14 protein-coding genes are annotated in these 17,451 nt (G+C 63.2%); 5 read left to right on the top strand and 9 right to left on the bottom strand.

The genetic code is table 11. The annotated features are described in order from the left end of the window. Positions 1–111 precede the first annotated feature (111 nt). Entirely contained in the window at positions 112–654 is a 543-nt protein-coding gene (gene def / locus IV454_RS13000) for a peptide deformylase (protein ID WP_206091784.1), read from the top strand. 599 nt (positions 655–1,253) lie between these two features. Beyond that, positions 1,254–2,210: a methionyl-tRNA formyltransferase gene (gene fmt / locus IV454_RS12995; protein WP_206091783.1), complete on the top strand. Its 957-nt coding sequence runs from the start codon at positions 1,254–1,256 to the stop codon at positions 2,208–2,210. 14 nt (positions 2,211–2,224) lie between these two features. On the opposite strand, the gene IV454_RS33255 is transcribed toward fmt, so the two are convergent. Beyond that, positions 2,225–2,458 carry a BrnA antitoxin family protein gene (locus tag IV454_RS33255; RefSeq protein ID WP_206091782.1) on the bottom strand — a complete coding sequence of 78 codons (234 nt, stop codon included), beginning with the start codon at positions 2,456–2,458 and terminating at the stop codon, positions 2,225–2,227. Positions 2,459–2,719: 261 nt separating this feature from the next. Between IV454_RS33255 and metH the strand changes: the two genes are divergently transcribed. After that, positions 2,720–6,478, top strand: coding sequence for a methionine synthase (metH, locus tag IV454_RS12985; RefSeq protein ID WP_206092659.1), 3,759 nt, complete (start codon positions 2,720–2,722; stop codon positions 6,476–6,478). A gap of 121 nt (positions 6,479–6,599) precedes the next feature. Next, positions 6,600–6,968 carry an SPW repeat protein gene (locus IV454_RS12980; RefSeq protein ID WP_206091781.1) on the top strand — a complete coding sequence of 123 codons (369 nt, stop codon included), beginning with the start codon at positions 6,600–6,602 and terminating at the stop codon, positions 6,966–6,968. Positions 6,969–7,030: 62 nt separating this feature from the next. Here IV454_RS12980 and IV454_RS12975 read toward each other — a convergent pair whose 3' ends face one another. The 8 genes from IV454_RS12975 to rsmB form a co-directional block, all read right to left on the bottom strand. After that, positions 7,031–8,305, bottom strand: coding sequence for an EAL and HDOD domain-containing protein (locus IV454_RS12975; protein ID WP_206091780.1), 1,275 nt, complete (start codon positions 8,303–8,305; stop codon positions 7,031–7,033). Positions 8,306–8,375: 70 nt separating this feature from the next. Further along, positions 8,376–9,149, bottom strand: coding sequence for a class II glutamine amidotransferase (locus tag IV454_RS12970; RefSeq protein WP_206092658.1), 774 nt, complete (start codon positions 9,147–9,149; stop codon positions 8,376–8,378). Positions 9,150–9,351: 202 nt separating this feature from the next. After that, complete coding sequence (locus IV454_RS12965; RefSeq protein WP_054266260.1) at positions 9,352–9,609, bottom strand: BTH_I0359 family protein; 258 nt, start codon at positions 9,607–9,609, stop codon at positions 9,352–9,354. Positions 9,610–9,678: 69 nt separating this feature from the next. Further along, positions 9,679–10,059, bottom strand: a complete 381-nt coding sequence (locus IV454_RS12960) for a GTPase (RefSeq protein ID WP_206091779.1) — start codon at positions 10,057–10,059, stop codon at positions 9,679–9,681. Continuing rightward, positions 10,056–10,775, bottom strand: a complete 720-nt coding sequence (locus IV454_RS12955) for a response regulator (RefSeq protein ID WP_054266258.1) — start codon at positions 10,773–10,775, stop codon at positions 10,056–10,058. The genes IV454_RS12960 and IV454_RS12955 overlap by 4 nt, the downstream gene beginning before the upstream one ends. Before the next feature lie 83 nt (positions 10,776–10,858). Further along, positions 10,859–13,144, bottom strand: coding sequence for a sensor histidine kinase (locus IV454_RS12950; RefSeq protein ID WP_206091778.1), 2,286 nt, complete (start codon positions 13,142–13,144; stop codon positions 10,859–10,861). A gap of 3 nt (positions 13,145–13,147) precedes the next feature. Further along, entirely contained in the window at positions 13,148–13,723 is a 576-nt protein-coding gene (locus IV454_RS12945; RefSeq protein WP_229522212.1) for a DUF4390 domain-containing protein, read from the bottom strand. Positions 13,724–13,766: 43 nt separating this feature from the next. Next, positions 13,767–15,188, bottom strand: a complete 1,422-nt coding sequence (rsmB, locus tag IV454_RS12940; RefSeq protein WP_206091777.1) for a 16S rRNA (cytosine(967)-C(5))-methyltransferase RsmB — start codon at positions 15,186–15,188, stop codon at positions 13,767–13,769. 527 nt (positions 15,189–15,715) lie between these two features. On the opposite strand from rsmB, the gene argS reads away from it, so the two are divergent. Next, entirely contained in the window at positions 15,716–17,428 is a 1,713-nt protein-coding gene (gene argS / locus IV454_RS12935) for an arginine--tRNA ligase (RefSeq protein ID WP_206091776.1), read from the top strand. Positions 17,429–17,451: the final 23 nt, after the last annotated feature.

Genomic DNA, 17,451 nt, shown 5'->3' with positions numbered 1-17,451 from the left:
AAACCATACTCAACCCGGTTGCGGGCCTGTTGTGTTTTTGTTGTGTTTTAGAATCTTATGCGTATGAGGACTTGAAATTATCACCGAATTGTTATCGAAATTACTAGACCTATGGCAATACTGAATATTCTCCGCTACCCGGACGCACGTCTTCACAAGGTGGCCAAGCCGGTCACCGAATTCGGCGCGCGCCTGACCAAGCTGGTGGCCGACATGGCCGAGACCATGTACGACGCGCCCGGCGTGGGCCTGGCTGCCAGCCAGGTTGACGTGCACGAACAACTGATCATCGTCGACACGTCCGAGACCAAGGACGACCTGCGCGTGTTCATCAATCCGAAAATCGTTTGGGCAAGTGCTGAGAAGCAAGTCTACGATGAAGGCTGCCTGTCGGTACCGGGCATTTACGACGGTGTGGAGCGGCCTGCGCAGATCAAGGTCAGCGCGCTCGATGCCGAGGGCAAGCCGTTCGAGCTGAGCGCGGATGGCTTGATGGCCGTGTGCATCCAGCACGAAATGGACCATTTGATGGGCAAGGTGTTCGTGGAATACCTGTCGCCGCTCAAGCGCAACCGGATCAAGGCCAAGATGCTCAAGGAGGAGCGCGGGATGGAACGCGAAGCGGCCTTGCGGGCATCGGGCCGCCGGCACTGATAGCAGGCTGCCGGCGGGCGGGTTGGTACGCGGTCGGCGCGCAGGTGACAGACCGTTAGTCATCCGCCGTCGCCCGTCGCCCCCCCCCTTAAAACCGCAGAACCGTGGAACCGCAGGACCGCAGAACCGTAGAACCGCAGAACCGTCGAACCGTAGAACCGTAGAACCGTAGAACCGTAGAACCGTAGAACCGTCGTTCCCGCGAAGGCGGGAACCCAAGTTATCAGCGCAGTCGAGAACTGAGCAACGGACTTGGGTTCCCGCCTTCGCGGGAACGACGGTTTTTAGCGTTGCTGTCGGGTTTTAACGTTGCGGTCGGTTTTAACGTTGCTGCCTGTTTTAACGTTGCTGTCGGTTCTAGCGTTACTGTCGGTTCTAGCGTTGCCGTCGGTTCTAGCGTTGCTGCTGGTTCTAGCGTTGCTGCCGGTTCTAGCGTTGCCGTCGGTTCTAGCGTTGCTGCCGGTTCTAGCGTTGCTGCCGGTTCTAGCGTTGCCGTCGATTTTTAGCGCCGCTGTCGTTTTTAGCGTCGCTGCCTATTTTTAGTGTTGCTCTCGACATACAGTCAGCGCGCACTTTGAACTGTTTTAACCAGGAATCCCATGAAAATCATCTTTGCCGGCACGCCGGAGTTTGCCGCCGTCGCCCTCCAGGCCCTCCATGAAGCCGGCTTCGAGATTCCGCTCGTCCTGACCCAGCCCGACCGCCCCGCCGGCCGCGGCATGCAGATGCACGCCTCCGCCGTCAAGCAATTCGCCCTGGCCCACAACATCGAGGTGCTGCAGCCGCTCTCCCTGCGCCTCGACAGCAAGGACCCGGAACGCGCCGCCCAGGCCGCCGTAGCCCACGCGCACCTCATGGCCACCGACTACGACGTGATGGTGGTCGCCGCCTACGGCTTGATCCTGCCGCGCAGCACCCTCGACATCAAGCCCTGCATCAACATCCACGGCTCCCTGCTGCCGCGCTGGCGTGGCGCCGCGCCGATCCACCGCGCCATCGAAACGGGCGACCTGGAAACCGGCGTGACCATCATGGAAATGGAAGAAGGCCTCGACACCGGCCCCATGCTGATGATGGAACGGGTACCGATCGCCCCGGGCGACACCACCGCCACCCTGCACGACACTCTGGCGGCCCTTGGCGCACGCATGATCGTCGACGCCCTCCACGCGCGCGCGGCCGGCACCCTGCGCGCCCTGCCCCAGCCCGAGGCGGGCGTGACCTACGCGGCCAAGATCAGCAAGGAAGAAGCCGCACTCGACTTTTCCCTCTCCTCGGCCGAACTGGGCCGCAAGATCCGCGCCTTCAACCCCTTCCCCGGCGCCCACGCCGAGGTCAACGGCGTGGTCATCAAGATCTGGGGCGCCGAGGCGCTCGACGCCGGCAGCGACGCCGCTCCCGGCCAGGTGCTGGCCGCCGATGCCCAGCATGGCATCGTCATCGCCTGCAAACAGGGCACCCTGCGCCTGACCGAACTGCAAAAACCCGGCGGCAAGCGTCTGCCTGCGGCCGAGTTTCTCAAGGGATTCCCTCTGGACGGGCTCAGCCTCGACTGAGCCGCCCTGCCTTCCTAGTCCGCGTCGCGCCCGGCCTGCTGCGCTTCCATATGTTCACGCAGGATCTGGTTGATGCGGGTCTGGTAGCCCGGACCCGCGGCCTTGAACCATTTCAGCATGTCGACATCGAGGCGGATCGTGACGATCTGCTTGAGCGGTGCGGCAACTGGCGGGCGCTGCACGGTGCTGGTGTCACCTTGCTGCACGGATACTGGCTCGGACCAGCTGGTTTGAAAATCATCGTTCATTTATGTATTCCCCGTAAAGACGCACTGCGGCGTCATCGGAGCGATTGTCCTTGGCCCATGTAACGTAAAGATTGCAGACACGCTATATTTTGTATCAACTTGTTTCAAGCGGCCCTTTAAATACAAAACGATACAAAGCAGACTGATCATTAAGCCCCCGGAAAACCAAAAGGGCACGATGACGTATAATTTTAGGCCCGCTCCCGGCCGCCTCCTGACCTGCCCACTGAAAGCACAACCATGACCAACGCCCATCCCGCCATGTCCAAGACTGAAACCCGGCTGCGCGACATCCTGTCGCGCCGGATCATGATCCTCGATGGCGCGATGGGTACCATCATCCAGCAGTACAAGCTCGATGAAGTGGCCTACCGTGGCGGGCCGGACGGGCGCTTCGCCACCTTCGCCGCCCCGGCCGGCAGCGGTGCGCGCGAACTCTTCGTCAAGGGCAACAACGAATTGCTGACCCTGACCCAGCCGCACATCATCCAGGAAATCCACGAGCGCTACCTGGCCGCCGGCGCCGACCTGATCGAAACGAACACTTTCGGCGCCACCACCATCGCCCAGGACGACTATCACATGGGCCATCTGGCCCGCGAGATGAACGTGGCCGCCGCCAGGCTGGCGCGCGCCGCCTGCGACAAATACAGCACCCCGGACAAGCCGCGCTTCGTGGCCGGCGCGCTCGGACCGACCCCGAAAACCGCCTCGATCTCGCCCGACGTGAACGACCCGGCCGCGCGCAACGTCACCTTCGACCAGTTGGTCGCGGCCTACCACCAGCAGGTGGGCGGCCTGGTCGAAGGCGGCTCCGACGTGCTGCTGGTCGAAACCATTTTCGATACCCTCAACTGCAAGGCGGCGCTGTTCGCGATCGACCTGTATTTCACCGAACACCCGGCCATCGAACGCTTGCCGATCATGATTTCCGGGACCGTCACCGACGCGTCGGGACGCATCCTGTCGGGCCAGACCGTGCCCGCCTTCTGGAACTCGGTGCGCCACGCCAAGCCGCTCACCATTGGCCTGAACTGCGCGCTGGGCGCGGCCCTGATGCGCCCCTATGCCGAAGAACTGTCGCAGATCGCCGACACCTTTGTCTGCATCTACCCCAACGCCGGCCTGCCCAACCCGATGAGCGACACCGGCTTCGACGAACTGCCGCTTGACACCTCCTCGCTGCTGCGCGAATTTGCCGACAGCGGCTTTATCAACATCGCCGGCGGCTGCTGCGGCACCACGCCAGACCACATCAAGGCGATCGCCGACATGCTGGCCACCACCAAGCCGCGCGCGCTGCCGGAGATTCCGGTGGCGCAGCGCCTGTCAGGCCTTGAACCGTTCACCATCGACGGCGACTCTCTTTTTGTGAACGTCGGCGAGCGTACCAACGTGACCGGCTCCAAGGCGTTTGCGCGCATGATCTTGAATGAGCAGTACGACGAAGCGCTGTCGGTGGCGCGCCAGCAGGTGGAAAACGGCGCCCAGGTCATCGACATCAACATGGACGAAGCGATGCTCGACTCGAAGGCGGCGATGGAACGCTTCCTGAACCTGATCGCGTCCGAGCCGGACATTTCGCGCGTGCCGATCATGATCGACTCGTCCAAGTGGTCGGTGATCGAAGCGGGCTTGAAGTGCGTGCAGGGCAAGGCCATCGTCAATTCGATCTCGATGAAGGAAGGCGAGGAAGAATTCATCCGCCAGGCGCGCCTGTGCCGCCGCTACGGCGCCGCCGTGATCGTCATGGCCTTCGACGAACAGGGCCAGGCCGACACCTTCGCCCGCAAGACCGAGATTTGCGCGCGCGCCTACAAGGTGCTGACCGAGCAGGTGGACTTTCCGCCGGAAGACATCATCTTCGACCCGAACATTTTTGCGATTGCCACCGGCATCGAAGAGCACAATAACTACGCGGTCGACTTCATCAACGCCACGCGCTGGATCAAGGACAACCTGCCGCACGCGAGCATTTCGGGCGGCGTCTCGAACGTCTCGTTCAGCTTCCGCGGCAACGACCCGGCACGCGAAGCGATCCACACCGTGTTCCTGTACCACGCCATCAAGGCCGGCATGACCATGGGGATCGTCAACGCCGGCATGATGGGCGTGTACGACGATATCGCGCCCGAACTGCGCGAGCGCGTCGAAGACGTGGTGCTCAACCGCCGCGACGACGCCACCGAGCGCATGATCGAGATCGCCGGCACCCTGAAAGCCGGCGACAAGCAGGACGTGCAGACCCTGGCCTGGCGCGAAGGCACGGTGCAGCAGCGCCTCTCGCACGCGCTGGTGCACGGCATCACCCAGTGGATCGTCGAGGACACCGAGGAAGCGCGCCAGGAATTGCTGCACAACGGCGGACGTCCGATCCACGTGATCGAAGGCCCGCTGATGGATGGCATGAACGTGGTCGGCGACCTGTTCGGACAAGGGAAAATGTTCCTGCCGCAGGTGGTCAAGTCGGCGCGCGTGATGAAGCAGGCCGTGGCCCACCTGATTCCCTTCATCGAAGAAGAAAAACTGCTGGAAGAAAAACGCACCGGCATCGTCGCCAAACCGAAAGGCAAGATCGTCATCGCCACCGTCAAGGGCGACGTCCACGACATCGGCAAGAACATCGTCTCGGTGGTCCTGCAGTGTAATAACTTCGAGGTCGTGAACATGGGCGTGATGGTGCCCTGCTCCGAAATCCTGGCGCGCGCCAAGGTCGAAAACGCCGACATGATCGGCCTGTCCGGCCTGATCACGCCCTCGTTGGAAGAGATGGCGCACGTGGCCAAGGAAATGCAGCGCGACCCGCACTTCCGCATGCTCAAGATCCCGCTCCTGATCGGCGGCGCCACCACCAGCCGCGCCCACACGGCGGTGAAGATCGCCCACAACTATGACGGGCCGGTGGTGTATGTGCCGGACGCATCGCGTTCGGTGTCGGTGGCGCAGTCCCTGCTCACGCCGGAAAGCCGCGACCAGTACATCGACGACATCGCCCAGGATTATGTGCGCATCCGCGAGCAGCACGCCAACAAGAAGGCGCTGCCGATCCTGTCGCTGGCCGCCGCGCGCGCCAACAAGATGGCCCTGGCGTTCGAACCGGTGCGGCCGAAATTCATCGGCCGGCGCGAATTCAAGAATGTCGACCTGGGCACCCTGGCCAGATACATCGACTGGGGTCCGTTCTTCCAGACCTGGGACCTGGCCGGCCCCTTCCCCGCGATCCTGACCGACGAGGTGGTCGGGGAGGCGGCGTCGAAGGTATTCGAGGAAGGCCAGGCGCTACTCAAGAAAATCATCGAAGGACGCTGGCTGACTGCCAATGGCGTCATTGCGCTGCTGCCGGCCAATAGCGTGAACGACGACGATATCGAGGTCTATACCGACGAGACGCGCGCCACGGTGGCATTCACCTATTACGGCTTGCGCCAGCAAGGCGTCAAGCCGCTGGTCGATGGCGTGCAGCGGCCGAACCAGTGCCTGGCCGATTTTATCGCGCCTAAGGCGTCGGGCATCAAGGATTATATCGGCATGTTCGCGGTGACCAGCGGGCTGGGAATTGAAAAATACGAGAAGCGCTTTGAAGATGCGCACGACGATTATTCGTCGATCATGCTCAAGTCCTTGGCCGACCGTCTGGCCGAAGCCTTCGCCGAATATATGCACGAAAGGGTGCGTACCGATTTGTGGGGGTATGCGGCGGGCGAGAATCTGTCGAATGACGACATGATCGGCGAGCGCTATGCCGGTATTCGTCCGGCGCCCGGTTATCCGGCCTGTCCCGAGCATACGGTGAAAGCCGATATGTTCAAGGTATTGCAGGCGCAGGACATCGGCATGGAACTGACCGAGTCGTTCGCCATGTTCCCGGGCGCGGCGGTATCGGGATTCTATTTCGCCCATCCGGAAGCGAAGTATTTCGTGGTCGGGAAGATCGGCGAAGACCAGTTGAACGACATGACCGCGCGCCGTGGCGTGCCGAAAGACGACCTGGAGCGCTGGCTGGCCCCGAATCTGTCGTAGGGCGCAGCCCATCGGCTGAACTTTTCCGTGTTTTAGCTGCCTAACTCCCTGTAGGCTGGGGAGTATCGGCGCATCTCCCTGGTCGTGCTTTCCGCGCCGAACATCGCGTTCAGGAGGCAATATGGAAATCCAACGCTCCGCCAGGCGGTGGCAGGATCAGGCGATCCTGCTGCTCGGCCTCTGGCTGTTCGTCTCACCCTGGGTGCTGGCCTACCCCGCCAACACCCCGCAGGCCATGAATGCCTGGTTCGCGGGTGCGGTCATCGCCGTGCTCGCCGCGTTCGACCTTTACAAAACCTACGTCTGGTCCGTCGGCGTCAACCTGCTCGCTGGCGTGTGGGTGGCCGTCTCTCCGTGGATTCCCGCCGTGGCCGACCGCGGCCCCATGATGAACAATAGCCTCGTCGTGGGCATCGCCGTCATCGTCCTGGCCTTGTGGGAATTGCGCAGCGACCCGGACCTGCACAAGCAATGGGCGGGCGGTACATAGCGGGCTGCACATAGCCGGCGTCACGGGCAGGGCCACCGGCAGCAAGGCCGCCCTGCTGCGCGCTAAATGGCGAAACGCACTACCTCGTCGCTCCACTCGAAGGCCGCGACTTCCAGCTCGATCAGTTCTTCGCTGGAAATAGCCAATTCGCGCAATGCGGGCATCACCTGGTCGTCGCATTCTTCCATGCGCTCGATGCATTCGGCCAAGTGCAGCAGGTCGCCGAAGAAACCGGTGCGCCGCAACAGCGCGTGCGCTACCTCGTCGATGACGGGAATCTGCTCGACGATGTCGGTCATCGGGGTGCCGAACAGGGCATCCATCAGCGACATGATGCCGACCGTGAAAGCGATTTCGGCCACATTGCGCTGGCCCGGGCGCAAGCGCTGCGCCAGCAGTTCGAGCAAGCGGCCGCGCGTGGTGGCCAGCAACAGCAGGGGCGACATGCTGCTGCCGCGCCGCGCCGGTTCGGCATACAGCATGATCTGCAGCCAGCGCTGCAACTGGCGGCGCCCGAGGATGGTCACCGCCTGGCTGACCGAATCGATGCGGTGGCGCATGCCGATGGCCGGGGTGTTGACCAGCCGCAGCAGGTTGAACGCCAGGGTCACGTCGCGCTTGACGGCACGTTCGATCTCGATATTGTCGGCATCCGAGGTAACCAGGCTCATCAGTTCCAACACGGTCAGCTGCGACGGCGACAGCTTGCGCCCGCTGATGACCGCCGGCCGGGAAAAATAGTAGCCCTGGAAATAGTCGAAACCCAAGTCGAGGCAAGCCTCGAATTCCTCGCGCGTTTCAATTTTTTCCGCGATCAGCTTCTTGTGATGGCGCTGGAAGCGTGGCGCCAGCGTCGTCAGCGACGCCAGCGGCATGGTGCGCACGTCGAGCTTGACGTAGTCGATCATCGGCAACAGCAGTTGCACGTCGGGCGCGTCGATGCGCGCATCGTCGAGCGCAAAGCGGAAGCCATGGGTGCTGAGGTCGGCAATGCGGTCGAGCATGGATTTGCTGGCCGCCATGCCCTCGACAATTTCCAGCACCACCCGTTCGCGCGGCAGGAACACGAAAATGTCGCTCATCAGCACTTCGGCGTCCACATTCAGGAAGCCGTGTGCATCGCCAATGACTTTTTCCAGTCCCAACTGGGCGGTGTGAGCAATCACGGTGGCGGTGGCGGCGACGTCGCTGTCGATCTCGGCCACGTTGACCGGAGCGTTGCGAAAAAGCATCTCGTAACCGTACAGCCCCTGCTGGCGGTCGAGGATAGGCTGGCGCCCCAGATAAAAATCCCGCACTGGCATCTGCTGCGCCATTAGGTCGGAGTCGTGGCTCATCTGTCCTGTAAATATGGATAATAACAGCCGGTAATGTAACCTAATTAATACCAGTGCGTGGAGGAAATACTTAGCGCTCCTGTATTGACATCCCGTCCACGAACACGTTGAATTCGCCGGGTGCGAACGCGGTCCACCGTTCGTTGGTCGTCAACGGTTCGGTGACGATAATGGCTACCCGGTCTTCCGGCGTGGTGACTTGAGAAAAATCAACGCTCACATCTTCATCGGACAGGCTGGCCGTGACAAAAGGATGCTGGCGCACCACGTAATGCAGCTTGGTGGAGCAATGGACGAACAGGGCCGAGCCGTCCGACAGCATCAGGTTGAAGGTGCCATGCACGGCAACGGCGGCGACCAGTTCCTTGAGCGCGGCGCGCAGCAAGGGCAAGGCGGGCGGCGTGTCGCCGAAGCGCTTGCGCAATTCCTGCAGCAGGAAACAGAACGCTTTTTCGCTGTCGGTGCTGCCGACCGGGCGATACGGGCCGTTCAGGGTGGGCGCAAACTCCTTGAGGTCGCCGTTGTGGGCAAACACCCAATAACGGCCCCACAGCTCGCGCACGAAGGGATGGCAGTTTTCCAGGGCCACATGGCCTTGAGTCGCCTTGCGGATATGGGCAATGACGTTTTTCGACTTGATGGGATAGCGCTTGATCAGTTCGGCGACAGGCGACTCGACGGCAGCCTGGTGATCGACGAAATGGCGCACGCCGGCGCCTTCGAAAAAGGCGATGCCCCAGCCATCGTGGTGGGTATCGGTGCGGCCGCCGCGCATGGCGAAGCCGGTAAAGCTAAAAACAATGTCGGTAGGGACATTGCAGTTCATTCCGAGGAGTTGGCACATCACGCCAGAATACCATGTTCGGGTTGGCGCTCCGAGGCTGGTGCGAAGCTGGCGATGGATGCGTATCGACTCGATACGCCGGCGCATTGCCTGTCCTTGCATTCCCGCGCAAGACAGCCTGCCCCGCGCGGGAACGAATTTTTGCCGGTCACAGCGCCGCGCTGGCGAGACCGCCAGCGGCCATCCCGGCACCTGCCGAATATTAGTGCAACAACACCGGTTGGCTCATCAGCGAGTCGTAGGAACCGAGGAAATCGTCGATTTCTTCCATGGTGGGTTCGCTGGCGATCAGGTTGTTGACGTCGCGCCTGAATGATTGCGCAAGTTTGCCGCCGATAAAGGCTTCGCGGCGTCCGGATTTGTCGACGATTTCATATCCGCCGAAGCGCAAGGCTTCGAGATTGTGATCGACGCCGAACTCGACCACGCTGTACTGTTCACTGTTGTAGATCATGTTCATGTTTGCTCCTTCACTCGATCAGACGTTCCACTGTGCTCATCAGGGCAGGTGGGGCTATGCGGACCGATTTCAAGTGTGCATGTCCGCTGTCAGTTCCAACAGCTGATCGTATGGCGGGTCTTGCAGCCACGATCTCAACTGATCAAGGTGGTCCGTGGCGGCCAGCCCGATGAACAGTCGCTCGGGGCGCAGGCGCAGGATCCGATTTAATGTTACACGTAAAACGAGATTACCGGTGCAGCAAAGGCAGCCGGGCGCGATCCGCTGCACTTGCAGGTCGTGGGAGGGGGATAGCAGGGTCTGGCCGGACGCCAGCCCTTCGAGCAGCACGGCGCACAGGCCGGCGGCGGACGAGCGCTCAAGGCACGCCGCGATGGCGGCCTCGCGCTGCGGCGCCGAGCCGCCCGTGACCAGGGTCAGGGCAGCCCTGCGCGCAGGCGCTGCGGTCATCCGTTCTTTTTAGCCAGCTTGCCCGGCTCGACGCCGAGTTGCTTGAGCTTGCGGTACAGGTGGGTGCGTTCGAGACCGGTTTTTTCGGCCACGCGGGTCATGCTGCCGCCCTCGCGCCCCAGATGATGCTCGAAATACATGCGTTCGAAGGCATCGCGCGCCTCGCGCAGCGGCAGGTCGAAACTGAGGTTGAAGCCATGCCCTTCCCCGTTCGGCAAGCCGCCCATGCGCGGCGCGATGGCCGATTGCGGGGTTTGCGCCGAAAACATGGCCGAGGCCGTCATCGGGCTTTCCTCGGGCTGGGGCGCGAGCATCGGGCGCGGCGCGATCACCGGGGCGCGCACCACTTCCTGGGCCCGCGTGAGGCCCTGCTGCACCGCCTTGAGCAGTTTTTGCAGCGCGATCGGCTTCTCGAGGAAGTTGAGCGCGCCGATCCGGGTTGCCTCGACCGCCGTATCGATGGTCGCGTGCCCCGACATCATGATGACCGGCATGGTCAGCAAGCCGTCGCGCTGCCATTCCTTGAGCAGGGTGACGCCGTCGGTATCGGGCATCCAGATATCCAGAAGCACCAGATCCGGTGCCCCCGCCGCGCGCGCGTCACGGGCCTGCTGCGCGTTTTCGGCGAGCGTGATGGCATGGCCTTCGTCGCCCAAGATTTCCGAGAGTAACTCGCGGATGCCCATTTCATCATCAACTACGAGAATGTTTGCCATGTGTTTGCCTTCCTCTTTTTGCCCGCTCCAATGGCATGCAGCGCATACCGCTCACAGCCGCGATTTTATTCTTAGTTCAACGCTTACGCCACAACGCTGGCCGGTGCTAACTTTAACAGTAAAATCAACACCGACGCGCCAGTTCCGTCACTGCGGTTCTGTATCTCGATCTTGCCGCCGTGTTCATCGACGATTTTCTTCACCATCGGCAGTCCCAGCCCGGTCCCGCGTACCTTCGACGTGACATACGGCTCGAATGCGCGCGACAGGATCTTGGGGGCGAATCCCGGCCCGTTATCGACAATCGACAGCCGCACCGCGGTGCCGGCCCCGTTCGCGCCCTGGTAATGAATCGCCTCGGTCGTGATATCGATGCGCGCCGGCGCGGCGTCCGGAGCGCGCTCGCTCATCGCATCCTGGGCATTTTGCAGCAGATTGTGGATTACCTGGCGCAATTGCGTCGCATCGCCCATCACCGAGGGCAGGCCGGCGGCAAGCTCAGCATGAATAATATCGCTTTCGTCGCCGGATAGGTACATATGCAGGATTTCGCCCACCAGCGCATTCAGGTCGAGCTTGTCGAGCACCGCCGGCGGCGCCTTGGCATAGTCGCGGAAGTCGTCCACCATGCGCTTCATGGCGTCGACCTGGTTGACGATGGTCGCCGTGCCCTTGTTGAGCAGGTCGCGGTCGGCCCCTTGCAGGCGCGCTTCGAGCTTCATCTGCATGCGCTCGGCCGACAGCTGGATCGGCGTGAGCGGGTTCTTGATCTCGTGCGCCAGGCGCCGCGCCACCTCGCCCCAGGCCATCGAGCGCTGCGCCGAAATCACGTCCGAAATATCGTCGAACACCACGATGTAGCCGCTGCCGGCGCCCACCGGCAAGCGCGAGCCGCGCGCCAGCAGGGTGATGTCATGGTCGTCGCTGGTGCCGAGCCGGCGCGGGATTTCGATCTCCTGCTGCCAGTGGGTCTGCTTGCGCGGCGAGCCGGCCGCGCTCTGCGCGCTCTGGGCCGAAAACGCCCTGGCGATCGCCGCCGCGAACAGTTCCAGCCCATCGATGGCGGCCAGCGCCATGCCCATGTGGCCGGCCACGTCGTGCTGCAGGATGCGCTCGACCGCTTCGTTGGAACTGACCACGTTCGAGTCGGCGTCGAGCACGATCACCCCGGCCGACATATTGTCCAGCACCGACTCCAGGTGCGCCTTGGCACTCTGCAGGGCGGCGCGGTTGCGTTCGACCGCGCTGCGCGCCTCGAACAGCTGGCCGGTCATGGTGTTGAACGATTGCGTGAGCGTGCCCAGTTCGTCGGAGGTGGCCACGATCGGGCGCGGCGACAGGTCGCCCTCGGCCACCGCGCGCGTGCCCTCGGCCAGCACCAGCAAGGGCTGCGCCAGTTTGCCGGCGATCACAAACGCGCTGGCGATCGCCCCGAAGATCGCCAGCAGCAAGGTCAGTGTCAATGTCTCGATATACATCTTGCGCAAGCCGGTGCGCGCCACGAAGCGCTCCTGGTATTCGCTGTAGGCGTTGCGCAGCACCTCGGCGTTGAGCGCCAGCTTGACCGGCACCGCCTGCATCAGCTGCAAAAAGCGCGGCGCGGCGCCCGGCGGCTCGGGAATGGCCAGCACCACGCGCAGGCGCAGGCTGGTGGCGCCGTCGAGCGCATTGGCCGTGCCGCCGTGGTTGCCGTTGACATCCTTGAAATCGCGCTCCACCCCGCCCTCGGCCACCGAATACCCGCCCGGCATCACCGCCTGCAGCAGCATGGCCGGCGTCGGCAAATCGGCCATCAGGTCGCGCCGCCCTTCGGCCGCGCTGGTGATCGTCCTGCCATCCTGGCCCACGATGACGGCGCTGAGCATGCCCTCCTGCTCGCGCACCAGGCGCGTGAGGATATCGTGCGAGGCCAGCACATCCTGGCCGGCGATGGTGGCCGCGCTGATCTCGCCGACCGCCCCCAGTTCGCTGCGTGCCTGGTCGAGCGCGGCGACGCCCAGGCTCACGCCCGACTCCAGCGCCGCCTCGATCTTCACGTTGAACCAGGACTCGATCGAATTGGACACGAACTGCACCGACACCAGGAAGATGACCAGGCCGGGCAGGATGCCGATGCCGGCGAACAGGATCACCAGGCGCGCCATCAGGCGCGAGCCGAACTTGCCGCTTTTATAGCGCGAATACAGGCGCGCCAGCGCCACCACCACGAACACCAGCAGCGCGCCGGCCACCGCCGCGTTCAGGCCGAGCAGCCATGTGTAGTAACGGTCGAAGAAGCCGGAATTGTCGGACGCCGAGGCGAGCAGGAACAGCAGGATGCTGACGACGGCGGCGCCGACCATCACTGCATAGCGCAAGGCTTGATTCACCGCTTATTCCGCCGTGTAGGGGAAGATTTTGTTCTTGGAAGCCAGGCGCCAGTCGGAATTGTTCAGCGCATTGACCTGCATCGGCTTGGGCAGCAGTTCGCGGTCCATGAACATGCGCACGGTGACGTTGTACGTCTCGCCGCGCTTGAGCGCTCCTTTCGGCGCGATCACCCAGCGGCTGGGGCGGCGGATCAACACCATCGCGTCGTCCAGGGTGAGAAAACTCTGCGCCATGCTGCCCAGCGCCGACACATGGTACTGGCGCGTGAGCACGTTGTACCAGATGCGGATGGTCTGGCGCGCCGACACCGCCTTGTCGTCATACCAGTACCAGCGCGGGCGGGTCAGTTCGATTTCGGTGGTGAAGTACAGTTGCACGCCATGCTTGATGGCGTCTTCCAGCCCCTCGTTCAACTCGAAGGCATAGCTGGCCGCCAGGCGGTAACCCTCGTCGGTTGCCTCGATATGGGCATGCGTGATGTCGACCACGTCCGCCGCCCACGCCGGCACGCACGCGCACACGGACGCGAACATCAGCAGCAGCTGGCAGGCAAGAAGGCGGAAAAATCGTTGTGTCACAGGGGGGCCAGAATCTTAAAGGTTCGCATAGTCGAAGGACCCGTTACGTCGCGTTTTTTTGAAACAGGGCGTAGAACAATCCGTCATGATCCTGCACGGCGGTACCGGTCGGAAGCAACTGTCCCGGCGCGGCGAGGCGGGTCGCATTGTGGCGCACCGCGAATGCGGCGGCCTGCGCCTCCGATTCCTGGGGCCAGAGCGAACATGTCACGAACAGCAATTTACCATTCGGGCGCAGCATCTGCCAAAGGTTGTCGAGAATTTTGGCCGAAAGTGTTGCAAGTTGGAGTGCATCGCCCTTGCGCCGCAGCCAGCGGATGTCCGGGTGACGCCGCACGATGCCCGACGCCGTGCACGGCACGTCGGCCAGGATGCGGTCGAACTGCTGGCCATCCCACCACACGCTGGTCTGCGCCTCGAACGCCTTGAGCGTCGCGCTCAAGCCGAGGCGTTCCAGATTTTCGCCGACGCGCTCAAGGCGCTTGGGATCGGAATCGAGCGCGGTCAGGTCCAGCTGCGCCAGTTCCAGCAGATGGCAGGTCTTGCCGCCGGGCGCGGCGCAGGCGTCCAGCACGCGCATGCCGTCCTGCACATCGAGCAGCGGCGCGGCCAGCTGCGCGCCGGCGTCCTGCACCGAGGCCAGGCCCTCGTCGAAACCGGGAATCAGGGCCACGCCCAGCGCCTTGTCGAGGCGCACGGCGGACGGGCCGATCTGGGTGGCGCCCATGCCGGCGCCGGCCAGCAATTGTATGTATGCCTCGACCGTCGTCTTGCGCACGTTCACGCGCAAAGTCAATGGCGGCTGGGCGTTGCCGGCCGCGAGGATGGCTTGCCAGTTGCCGGGATAGGCGGCCTTGGCGGCGTCGATCCACCACTGCGGATAATTCCATTGCGCCACCGGCTGCATCAGCGCCGTCTTGAGCAGCTCCTCGCGTTCGCGCAGGAAGCGGCGCAGCACGGCGTTGACCATGCCCTTGGCGTGCGCCATGTCCGGATGCGAACTGGCCACGGTGACGGCCTGGTCGACGACGGTAAATACTTCATACGGCGGCTCGGCGCCGTCCGGCGTATCGATCAGGGTCAGGGCGCAGCACAGCAGGCTGGCCAGCATCGGCGGCTCCGGCGCCTTCGACGTCATCAGGCCGAGCAAGGTTTCGCTGCGGCCGAGCTGGCGCATGGTGCGGTAAGCGATATCCTGGATCGCCCCGCGCGCTTGGGGCGCGGCGGCGGTCACGCCGAACGCGGTCAGCAGCGCCTGCGGCAGCGCTGCGCCGCCGCGCACCTGGGCCACGGCATTGGCCGCACCGAGCAGGCACAGCGCGAGCGAATCGGGTTTCAGATCGGGGCGATAGCCGGGCTGCAGCACGGGCTTGACCTCGAAACTGGCGCGCATGCGCGGCGGCGCCGCTTTATCCGCCTTGGGCGCGGCGGGTTTGATGGAGAGCGTCGGGCGCTTGTTGGTCATGGTCGGGTCTGCTTTGCGCTACTTTATAAAGGTGCAATTGTACCGGGTTAGCCCCCCGCACAGGCTTAAACGATCCTTTATGACAACACATTCTTCCAACGCCCAACGCTTACCCAAGTAAAAAATCCTACAACCGGGGTCTGACCTCTGATTCGAAATATTTTTCGCAGATCAACGCTTTTGCATGTGGAAAAAGTCCTCTCGGGCACATCCGCCTCGTGCGCGACGGCCAAGCCGGCTTATTACTGCCGAGGATGTAGAAAACAACGGTTTCATTGCTAATCAGAGGTCAGGCCCCGGTTCGGGGATTCCATGCGCGACGGCCAAGCCGGCTTATTACTGCCGAGGATGTAGAAAACAATGATTTCATTGCTAATCAGAGGTCAGACCCCGGTTCGGGGATTCTGGGGGTGGGGGCGCTATCGATGGCTTGCGCGGGCGGACTCAGAGGGGCGGCAAACCAGTATAATTGAGCTACTATTGCCCGTGGCACCGCCACCGCTCGACTACTCTACAGATCACCGCTCATGCTCGCCTCACAAAAACAAGAAATCGCCGCCCTGTTCCAGGCCGCCCTCACCCCTGTCCTCGACGGCACCGGCATCACGCCGTCCGTGGTCCTGGAGCGCCCGCGCGATCCGTCGCACGGCGACATCGCCTGCAATATCGCCATGCAGCTGGCCAAGCAGCTCAAGATGAATCCGCGCGAGCTGGCCCAGAAAATCGTCGCGGCGCTGCTCGATAACCCGGCCGGCAAGGGCCTCGTCGACAGCGCCGATATCGCCGGCCCCGGTTTCATCAACCTGCGCGTGGCCGCCGCCGCCAAGCAGTCGGTGGTCAAGGCCATCCTCGCCGAGGGCAAGGATTACGGCCGCAGCGAGGCCGGCGCCGGCAAGAAAGTGATCCTCGAATTCGTGTCGGCCAATCCGACCGGTCCGCTGCACGTCGGCCACGGCCGCCAGGCCGCCTTGGGCGACGCCCTGGCCGCCCTGTTCGATTCGCAAGGCTACGCGGTCACCCGCGAGTTCTATTACAACGACGCCGGCGTGCAGATCGCCACCCTGGCCAATTCGGTCCAGGCGCGCGCGCGCGGCTTCAAGCCGGGCGACGCCGCATGGCCGGAGTCGGCCTACAACGGCGACTACATCGCCGACATCGCCACCGATTACCTGGCGGGCAAAACCGTCTCGGCCAGCGACGGCCTGCCCGCCACCGCCAGCGGCAATGTCGACGATCTCGATTCGATCCGCCCATTCGCCGTCACTTACCTGCGCAACGAGCAGGATATCGACCTGCAAGCCTTCGGCGTCAAGTTCGATAACTACTACCTCGAATCGTCGCTGTACGCCGACGGCAAGGTCGAAAAAACCGTCGAGGCCCTGATCAAGGCCGGCAAGACCTATGAGCAGGACGGCGCGCTGTGGCTGCGCACCACCGACTACGGCGACGACAAGGACCGCGTGATGCGCAAGTCCGAAGGCGGCTTCACCTACTTCGTGCCGGACGTGGCCTACCACGTCGTCAAATGGCAGCGTGGCTTCGCCCAGGCCATCAACATCCAGGGCAGCGACCACCATGGCACCATCGCGCGCGTGCGCGCCGGCCTGCAGGCGGTCGGCCTCGATATCCCGCAGGGCTATCCCGACTACGTGCTGCACAAGATGGTCACCGTCATGAAGGACGGCGAAGAGGTCAAGATCTCCAAGCGTGCCGGTTCCTACGTGACGGTGCGCGACCTGATCGAATGGTCCGGCAACGGCGACGTTGACAAGGGCCGCGACGCCGTGCGCTTCTTCCTCATCTCGCGCAAGGCCGACACCGAATTCGTGTTCGACGTCGACGTCGCCCTCAAGACCACCGACGAAAATCCGGTTCACTACGTGCATTACGCGCACGCCCGCATCTGCCGCGTGCTCGACAAGTTCGGCACCGACCTGTCGTCGCTGTCCTCGGTCGACCTGGCGCCGCTGACGGCTCCCACCGAAATGGCACTGCTGGCCAACCTGGCGGCCTATCCCGACATGCTGGCGCGTGCCCGCGCAGAGCTGGGACCGCACCAGGTGGCGTTCTATCTGCGCGAGCTGGCGGCCGACCTGCACAGCTTCTACAACACCGAGCGCGTGCTGATAGAAGACAACGAGCCGCTCAAGCTGGCCCGCATGGCACTGATCGCGGCCACGCGCCAGGTGCTGCGCAACGGCCTGGCCCTGATCGGCGTGTCGGCGCCGGAAAAAATGTAACCGTTTCTTCGATTGAAAGCTCC

The sequence above is a fragment of the Massilia antarctica genome, from assembly GCF_015689335.1.
In the GTDB taxonomy this organism is placed as follows: Bacteria; Pseudomonadota; Gammaproteobacteria; order Burkholderiales; family Burkholderiaceae_D; genus Telluria_A; species Telluria_A antarctica.
The sequence above is the reverse complement of the archived record's forward strand: the minus strand, read 5'-3'. Positions and strand labels throughout refer to the sequence as shown.